At 60.2% G+C, this 7,355-nt stretch carries 9 protein-coding genes; 4 read left to right on the top strand and 5 right to left on the bottom strand.

Going from position 1 to position 7,355, the window contains the following annotated elements; all coding sequences use genetic code 11:
• The 5 genes from AAC083_RS12540 to pspF form a co-directional block, all read right to left on the bottom strand.
• On the bottom strand, nt 1-678 hold a 678-nt coding region (locus AAC083_RS12540), incomplete at its 3' end, for an ATP-binding cassette domain-containing protein (RefSeq protein WP_108536783.1).
• 127 nt (nt 679-805) lie between these two features.
• Nucleotides 806-1,699 (bottom strand): ABC transporter permease subunit, encoded by an 894-nt coding sequence (locus tag AAC083_RS12545; RefSeq protein ID WP_042035424.1) that lies wholly within the window; start codon nt 1,697-1,699, stop codon nt 806-808.
• Between the two features lie 35 nt (nt 1,700-1,734).
• Entirely contained in the window at nt 1,735-2,694 is a 960-nt protein-coding gene (locus AAC083_RS12550; RefSeq protein WP_042035426.1) for an ABC transporter permease, read from the bottom strand.
• 2 nt (nt 2,695-2,696) lie between these two features.
• Nucleotides 2,697-4,292 carry an ABC transporter substrate-binding protein SapA gene (gene sapA / locus AAC083_RS12555; protein ID WP_181364740.1) on the bottom strand — a complete coding sequence of 532 codons (1,596 nt, stop codon included), beginning with the start codon at nt 4,290-4,292 and terminating at the stop codon, nt 2,697-2,699.
• Between the two features lie 87 nt (nt 4,293-4,379).
• Entirely contained in the window at nt 4,380-5,411 is a 1,032-nt protein-coding gene (gene pspF, locus AAC083_RS12560; RefSeq protein WP_042035433.1) for a phage shock protein operon transcriptional activator, read from the bottom strand.
• Nucleotides 5,412-5,606: 195 nt separating this feature from the next.
• On the opposite strand from pspF, the gene pspA reads away from it, so the two are divergent.
• From pspA to AAC083_RS23100, 4 genes are all read left to right on the top strand, one after another.
• On the top strand, nt 5,607-6,305 hold the full coding sequence (gene pspA, locus AAC083_RS12565; protein WP_108536784.1) for a phage shock protein PspA: 699 nt from the start codon (nt 5,607-5,609) through the stop codon (nt 6,303-6,305).
• 3 nt (nt 6,306-6,308) lie between these two features.
• On the top strand, nt 6,309-6,545 hold the full coding sequence (pspB, locus tag AAC083_RS12570) for an envelope stress response membrane protein PspB (RefSeq protein ID WP_042035437.1): 237 nt from the start codon (nt 6,309-6,311) through the stop codon (nt 6,543-6,545).
• On the top strand, nt 6,542-6,946 hold the full coding sequence (gene pspC / locus AAC083_RS12575; RefSeq protein WP_181364738.1) for an envelope stress response membrane protein PspC: 405 nt from the start codon (nt 6,542-6,544) through the stop codon (nt 6,944-6,946). Before pspB ends, pspC begins: the two co-directional genes overlap by 4 nt.
• A 110-nt stretch (nt 6,947-7,056) precedes the next feature.
• On the top strand, nt 7,057-7,355 hold a 299-nt coding region (locus AAC083_RS23100; protein ID WP_375134757.1), incomplete at its 3' end, for a YcjX family protein.

A 7,355-nucleotide genomic window follows, 5' to 3' on the forward strand; every position in this document is an offset into this window, starting at 1 on the left:
GGTCAGGTTGGCGATGGCCGCGATGTCGTTGCTGATGATGAGGATGGTGGTGTTGCCCAGCTTGTTCATCTTGTCCAGCAGCCGCAGGATCTGGGAGTGGGTCGTGGACTCCATGGCGCTGGTGGGCTCATCGGCTACCAGCAGACGCGGCTTGTTGGCAATGGCCATGGCGATCATCACCTTCTGGCACATGCCGTCCGACAACTCGTGGGGATAGGCGCGCATCACCTTGCGGTGATCCTTGACGCCGACCCGGTGCAGCAGGGCGATGGCCTTCTTCTTGCGCCACTGGAAGCGCTGCCAGAACTGACCCTCGAACGAATCGGTCGGGATCGCCTCTTCCAGCTGGGAACCTATCTCTTCGGAAGGGTCCAGGCAGCTGATGGGGTCCTGAAAGATCATGGCGATCTCGCGACCCATGATCCGGCGTCGATCCTTGGGAGCCATGGTCAGCAGATCCATGTCGTTGAAGCGCATCCGGTCGGCACGTACCGTCCAGTTGTCCTTCTGGATGCCGACGATCACTTTGGCCACCAGACTCTTGCCGGAGCCCGATTCACCGACCAGGCCGCGGATTTCCCCCTCGGTCAGGGTCAGGCTCACCCTGTCTACCGCCTTGACCTTGCCCTGGGGCGTGTCGATCTCGATGGTCAGGTTGCGAATATCTAGCAAGGGCATTAAGCATTCCCCTTTTTGAGCGCTTCACGAGGGCTTTCACCGGCCAGCGCATGGTTGACCCACACGCTGCACAGGAATGAACAGGGTTCAATGGTGAACCTATCTATCTTCGGCAAAGAGTACCGCATCAGTCGTCCCCCTCTTTAAGCGCTTCACGAATGCCTTCGCCAACCAGGTTGGTGACCAGCACGCTGAACAGTATGGCCATGCCCGGCAGGGTCACGGTCCAGGGGGCGAGATAGATGAGATCGCTCGAATCGGCCAGCATGGCGCCCCATTCCGGCTGGGGCGACTGGGCGCCGAGGCCGAGAAAACCCACCGCCGAGATATCGAGAATGGCGGCAGAGAGGGTGCGGGTAGTCTGGGCGACCAGGGTCTCGACTATATTCGGCAAAATGGCCAGACGCATGATCCGCAGCGGCGGCGAACCGTCGAGGCGGCTGGCGATGATGTACTCCTTCTGCATCTCGGTGTGAACCGCGTTGTAGGTCGCCCGGATGAAGGGGGGGATCAGTGCCAGCGTGATGGCGATCAGGGTATTGAACAGGCCCGGCCCCAGGATGGCGACCATGATGATGGCCAGCAGCAGGGAGGGGATGGAGAGCAGGGTATCGAGCAGGTGGTGCAGCACGCTCGATTTCAGCCCCTTGCTCATGCCACCCAGGATGCCGATGGCGGAGCCCACCACCATGGCAATCATCACCACCAGCAGGGCATTGCCGAAGGTAAGCCGTGCCCCCACTACCAGCCGGGAGAGGATGTCGCGCCCCAGATCGTCGGTGCCGAGGAAGTAGTCGATATTGCCGGTCGCCGCCCAGGAGGGGGCCAGCAGCAGCTTGTCGGTGTGCTGTTCATCGATGCCGTAGGGAACGACCAGCGGCCCCACCAGGGTGATGAGCAGCAACAGCAAAAAGCACCAGAGCCCCGCCATGGCAAGCGGATTACGGCTGTAGGAGGCCCACGTCTGCTCAAGGGGCGAGAGGATCTTGAGCTCGGGATAGATGTTTGATTTATCTTGCATAGGATACCTGGCTCCAGGTCACGCCATGAGCGCGTTTAGTCTTGTTTTGCATAGAGTTCTTTACGCCGCGCCGGATAGATGAGGGTGGTGAGCAGCTCGGTGCTGACGCTGATGACGATGACGAAGCCGGCGACCACCAGGGTGGCGCCCCGGATGGCGGCGTAATCCTGCAGGGCAATGCTGTTGATGAGCCAGCGGCCTATCCCGTGCCATTCGAACACGACCTCTGTGATCATGGCGGAGGTGAGCACGCTGCCCAGTTGCAGACCCAGCAGCGGCAGCACCGGCGGCAGGGCATTTTTCAGGCCGTGACGCCAGACTATCTGCGCCTTGGAGAGACCCCGGCTCGTCGCCGCCTTGATGTAGTTCTGCTTCATGACGTCGATCAGTGAACTGCGCACGTGGCGGATCACCTCTGTGGTGGGCACTACCGCCAGCACCAGCGAGGGCAGGATCAGGTGGAGAAGGGCATCGTGCAGCGCCGCCTGGCGCCAGGGCTCGTTGCTCATCAGCACGTCAAACACAGCGATGCCGGTGATGGAGGGCACGTCATAGAGCAGGCTGATCTGGCCCGAAGCGGGCAGCCAGCCCAGCTCCAGCGAGAAGAACATCACCACCAGCAGCGCCAGCCAGAAGACGGGCACCGCATAACCGATGAGGCCGGCGGTCATGATGGAGAGATCCAGCGGCTTGCCCTGATAGAGCGCGGCCAGGGTGCCGAGCGGAATACCCACCAGCAGCGAGATGGCAAAGGCTGCCATGCAGAGGATCAGGGTGGCAGGGAAGTAGTGACGGATCTCTTCCAGCACCGGCTGGCCTGAAACGCTGGAAAGCCCCAGATCCCCATCCAGAATGCGGCGCAGGAAATCGGGATAACCGCTCCAGAAACTGGCTTGCTGACCGATGAGGCGAACGTCCAGCAGGTAGACGACGAAGGTCAGCGCCAGCAGGGTAATGAGCAGCAGGTTGATGCGACGCAGTATATAGAGAAACATGCTTACTCCCTGTGGGCTTGGTTGAAGACGGTGCCGCCAAAGGGCATCAGGGAGAGCCCCTGAATGTCGCTGCGACTGGCCAAGGTGCGCAGGGCATGGGCCAGCGGAATGAGTGGCACCTGCTCGTTGAGCAGGGTTTGGGCGTAATAGTAGTTGCGCAGCCGGAACGCCAGCTGGGGCGTGGTGACCGCATCGTCCAGCAGCTGATCGAAGGCCGGGCTGCACCAGCGACTGTAGTTATTGCCGCGCTCGACGGCGGCGCAGCTCAGCAAGGGGCGAAAGAAGTTGTCCGGATCGGCGTTGTCGGCAATCCAGCCAGAGAGCAGGCTGTCATATTGGCCTTTGGCGAGGCGGGCCTGGGTGATGGGCCACTCCTGCTGCACAATTTTCAGCTTGATGCCTATTCTGGCCAGATCGTTTCGTATCAGCTGGGCTGTTTTGAGGGCGTCCGGGTTGTAGGGACGTGAGCCTGGCTGCACCAGCACTTGCATCTCGAACCCCTGTTCGAACCCCGCCTCCTTGAGCAGCTGACGCGCCCGCTGCAGATCCGGTTTGCGCATCGGCAGGGAGGGGTTGTAGCCCCAGGAGAGGGGGGGCAGCAGGCTGTTGGCGGCCTGGCCCGTCTCGAAATAGACCGCCTGCAGCAGGTTGTCTATGTTGATGGCGCTGGCGATGGCCTGACGCACTTGCACCTTGTTGAAGGGCGGCTTGCGGGTGTTGAGGGCCAGGAAGGCGACGTTCATGCCCGATTGCACCGAGAGGCTCAGCTCAGGTTTTTGCTTAATCACCGAGAGCTGGCTGGCAGCAGGGGTGCTCATCACGTCGCACTCGCCGGTCAACAGCTTGGCCAGTCGTTTGGATGACTTGGGGGTGATGTCGTAGATGAGCTGCTCTATTTTGGCCTCGCCGCCCCAGTAACCGGGATGGCGCAAATAGCGGATGAACTCGTTGTGACGATACTCCTTGAAACTGAATGGTCCTGTGCCGATGGGACGGCTGTCGAGCAGGGCCGGGGTGCCAGCTTGTTGCATCTGATTGGCATATTCGGCGGAGAGCACGATGGCGTAGTCGCTGGCCAGGGTGGCGAGGAAGGAAGCATCCGGTCTATTCAGCTCGAACACGACCTGCCCGGGTCCCTTTTTGTGGACCCGCTTGATCAGCTGATCCAGCCCCAGGCTGTAGAAATAGGGATACTCGCCGCCGGAGACGTTGTGATAGGGGTGCTGTTCATCGAGCTGGCGCGCATAGGTAAAGACCACATCGTCGGCATGGAGGGTGCGACTGGGTTTGAACCAAGGGGTATGGTGAAAGGTCACCCCCTTGCGCAGGGTCAGTGTGTAGGTGAGACCATCCTCGCTGATGTGCCAGTCGGTGGCCAGCGCAGGTTCCAGCGCCAGGGTGTTGGGGTTTACCTCCAGCAGGCGATCGTAGAGGGTGCGCGAGCTGGCATCCAAGGTGACTCCGGAGTTGGATATCTGGGGATTAAAGGTCTGGGGCGAGCCTTCCGTACAATAGATGAGTCCCGTTCTGGACGCGTCGTCTTGTTTCTGACAACCGGTAACCAGCACCAGCAATCCAAGCAGCAAGGGTTTGAACATTCTCATTGTAGAACCATGTTTTTATACGAATGTGCCAGCGTGGCTGGCGAGTTGCGGGAGTCGGTCTGAACCTGGCTGCCCTGGGTCTTAATCTGCATCGCTGTCACTGTCCAGCAGCTGGTATTTGCGCAGCATGCCGCGAAACTGGTGATAGCTCAACGCCAGCAATTGAGCGGCTTTGCGCTGATTATACTGGGATTGCTGCATGGCTTGCTTGAGTAAATTAATCTCGTACTCCGCCACCGCCTGTTTGAGATCCAGCGGCAGGAGGGGAGGGGTGGAGACGGACGCCTGGATGGGCTCATCGATGGTAGCGGCCAGACTTGCCCGGGAACGGGGGCGCCAGGGGGAGTCAAAGGGGTTGATCACCAGCTCGGACAGCGGCAACTGGGGATTACCCTGGCGGTAGATGCTGCGCTCCACCACGTTTTTCAACTCCCGCACGTTGCCGGGCCAGGGGTAATCCAGCAGTAGCTGGGTCGCCTTGCGGGAGAAACCGGCAAACAACGGATAGCCCAGCTCCCGGGTCATGCCGTGGGCGAAGTGTGCCGCCAGCATCAGTATATCTTCGCGTCGCTCCCGCAAGGGGGGCAGGGTAATGACATCAAAGGCCAGCCTGTCCAGCAGATCGTGGCGAAAGTCCCCTCTGTCGGCCAGTGCCGGCAGATCCTCGTTGGTGGCACACACCAGCCGCACATCTACCTTGAGTGCCTTGGCTCCACCCACCCGCTCAAACTCGCCGTATTCGATGACCCGCAGCAGCTTCTCCTGCACCCGGGCGCTGGTGGTGGCCAGCTCGTCGAGGAAAAGGGTGCCGCCATCGGCGCGCTCGAAGCGGCCCTGATGGCGCTTGGCTGCGCCGGTGAAGGATCCCGCCTCGTGTCCAAACAGCTCGGTCTCCAGCAGGTTTTCGCTCAGGGTAGCGCAGTTGATGGTGACAAAGCTTTGATCCCAGCGCGCCGAGAGATAATGTAGGCGATGGGCGATGAGCTCCTTGCCGGTCCCTCGCTCGCCGATGATCAACACGGGTTTGCGCAGTGGGGCGAGGCGTGAGGCTTGCTCAATGATCTCGAGGAATGCGTTGGATTCCCCCAACAGGCTTTCCGTGGCCGTGGTCATAGTGATCCCTGTCAGTTGTAAAAGCTGGTCAATCTTACCAAAAGTTGGTGATTATTATCATTACTTGTACAGGGGAACTTGAAACTCCACGTATCCTCCCCATATAAATCAACAAGTTAAATTCCGTTCCAGATTGGCACACAAGTTGCCATTGTCAATGGAGAAACAACGCATGCCAATCACAGGAGTTCTATCATGAGTATTTTTTCCCGTCTGGCCGACATCATCAATTCCAACCTGACGGCCCTGCTCGACAAGGCTGAAGATCCCCAGAAGATGGTGCGTCTGATCATCCAGGAGATGGAAGACGAGCTGGTGAAGGAGCGCTCCAATCTGGCCCGCTTCCTCGCCAGCCAGAAAGAGATCGGTCGTCAGGTCAGCCGCCATCAGGAGCGGGTTGACGAATGGCAGGGCAAGGCTGAACTGGCGCTGACCAGGGGCCGTGAAGATCTGGCCCGCGCCGCGTTGATCGAGAAAAAGAAGCAGACCGAACTGGCCGAGACGCTCTATCGCGAGCAGCAGGCGGTGGACAGCGGCATCGACAAGCTGGGTGACGAAATACGTCAGCTGGAAGCCAAGCTGGAAGATGCCCGTAGTCGTCAAAAGGCGATGACGATTCGCACCGAAGCCGCCAGCAGCCGTCTCAACGTGCAAAGTCAGGTCGCCCGTGGCGAGAGCCAGGCCGTGGTCAGCAAGTTTGAGCGCATGGAACGACGTATCGACGAAATGGAAGCCCGCGCCGATCTGGGGCAATCCGGCAAGGCGCTGGCCCAGCAGTTTGCCGAGCTGGAAGTCGACGACCAGATCAGCAAAGAGCTGGAAGCGATGCGCCAGAAGCTGGGCCAGAAGCTGGGCCAGAGTGAAAGCAAACGTGAAGGCAAACAAGGGGAGTAACTGATGGAAAATCTGCTGGGCGTATTGATGGTTCCCATGGTGGTCTTCATGGTCGTGGTGGCCCCCATCTGGCTGGTGCTGCACTACCGTGCCAAGGGACGGATTGGCGCCGGTCTCGCCGATAGCGAGCGAGAGCAGCTGCAAGGGTTGCTGGCCCGTGCCGAGAAGATGCAGGAGCGGGTCGGCTCGCTGGAGTCGATTCTGGACGCGGAAGTGCCGGGCTGGAGGAACAAGGTATGAGTCCATCGAATCGGGAGGGGCGCAATCTTTATCGTGACCCTCAGCAGGGCAAGATAGCGGGCGTCTGCGCCGGCCTTGCCGACTACTTCGGCGTGGAGCCCTGGATCGTGCGACTGCTGGCCATCACCGGCCTCATCTTCGCCGGTTTCATTACCTTCACTGCCTACATTGCCGCCTGGTTTCTGCTCGACAAGCGGCCGGTCACTCTCTATGAAAAAGAAGAGGGAGAGTTTTCCGAAGTGCGGATGAAGGCGCGTAGCTGGCAGGCCGGTGTCACTCCTCATCAGGCATTGGACCGTATCGCACAGGAGCTCGACACCCTGGAGCCCAGATTGCAGCGCATCGAGAAGCTGGTGACCTCCAAGGAGTTCACCTTGCAGCGGGAGTTCAGCAAGCTGTGATCCCTGGCCTCGCCGATTGAGCGAGGCCCTGCCTTGAACGGGATCCGACGACGCGACATAGCTGATGGCGCACCTGAAACCGATGATTGAATTGAGGGATTGAACAAGCCTTGATACGCAACACACTGGAACAAAAGTGGTCGCTCTTGCAGCACAGGGCCACAGACGTGGTGAACCGGGTACGGGATCGCCATCTGCGGCTGGCGGTGACCGGCCTCTCTCGCAGTGGCAAGACGGCGTTTATCACGGCGCTGGTCAACCAGCTTGAACACGCGGCCATCGATGGCCGCTTGCCGTTGTGGGATGCCCTGCGTCAGGGGCGGATCCTGGGCGCCCGCCGGGTGCCGCAACAAAACGCCCATATTCCCACCTTCGCCTACGAGCGCGGTCTCGACGCCCTGTTCGGGGA

It is taken from the genome of Aeromonas sp. HMWF014, assembly GCF_963878295.1.
Classification (GTDB): Bacteria; Pseudomonadota; Gammaproteobacteria; order Enterobacterales; family Aeromonadaceae; genus Aeromonas; species Aeromonas popoffii.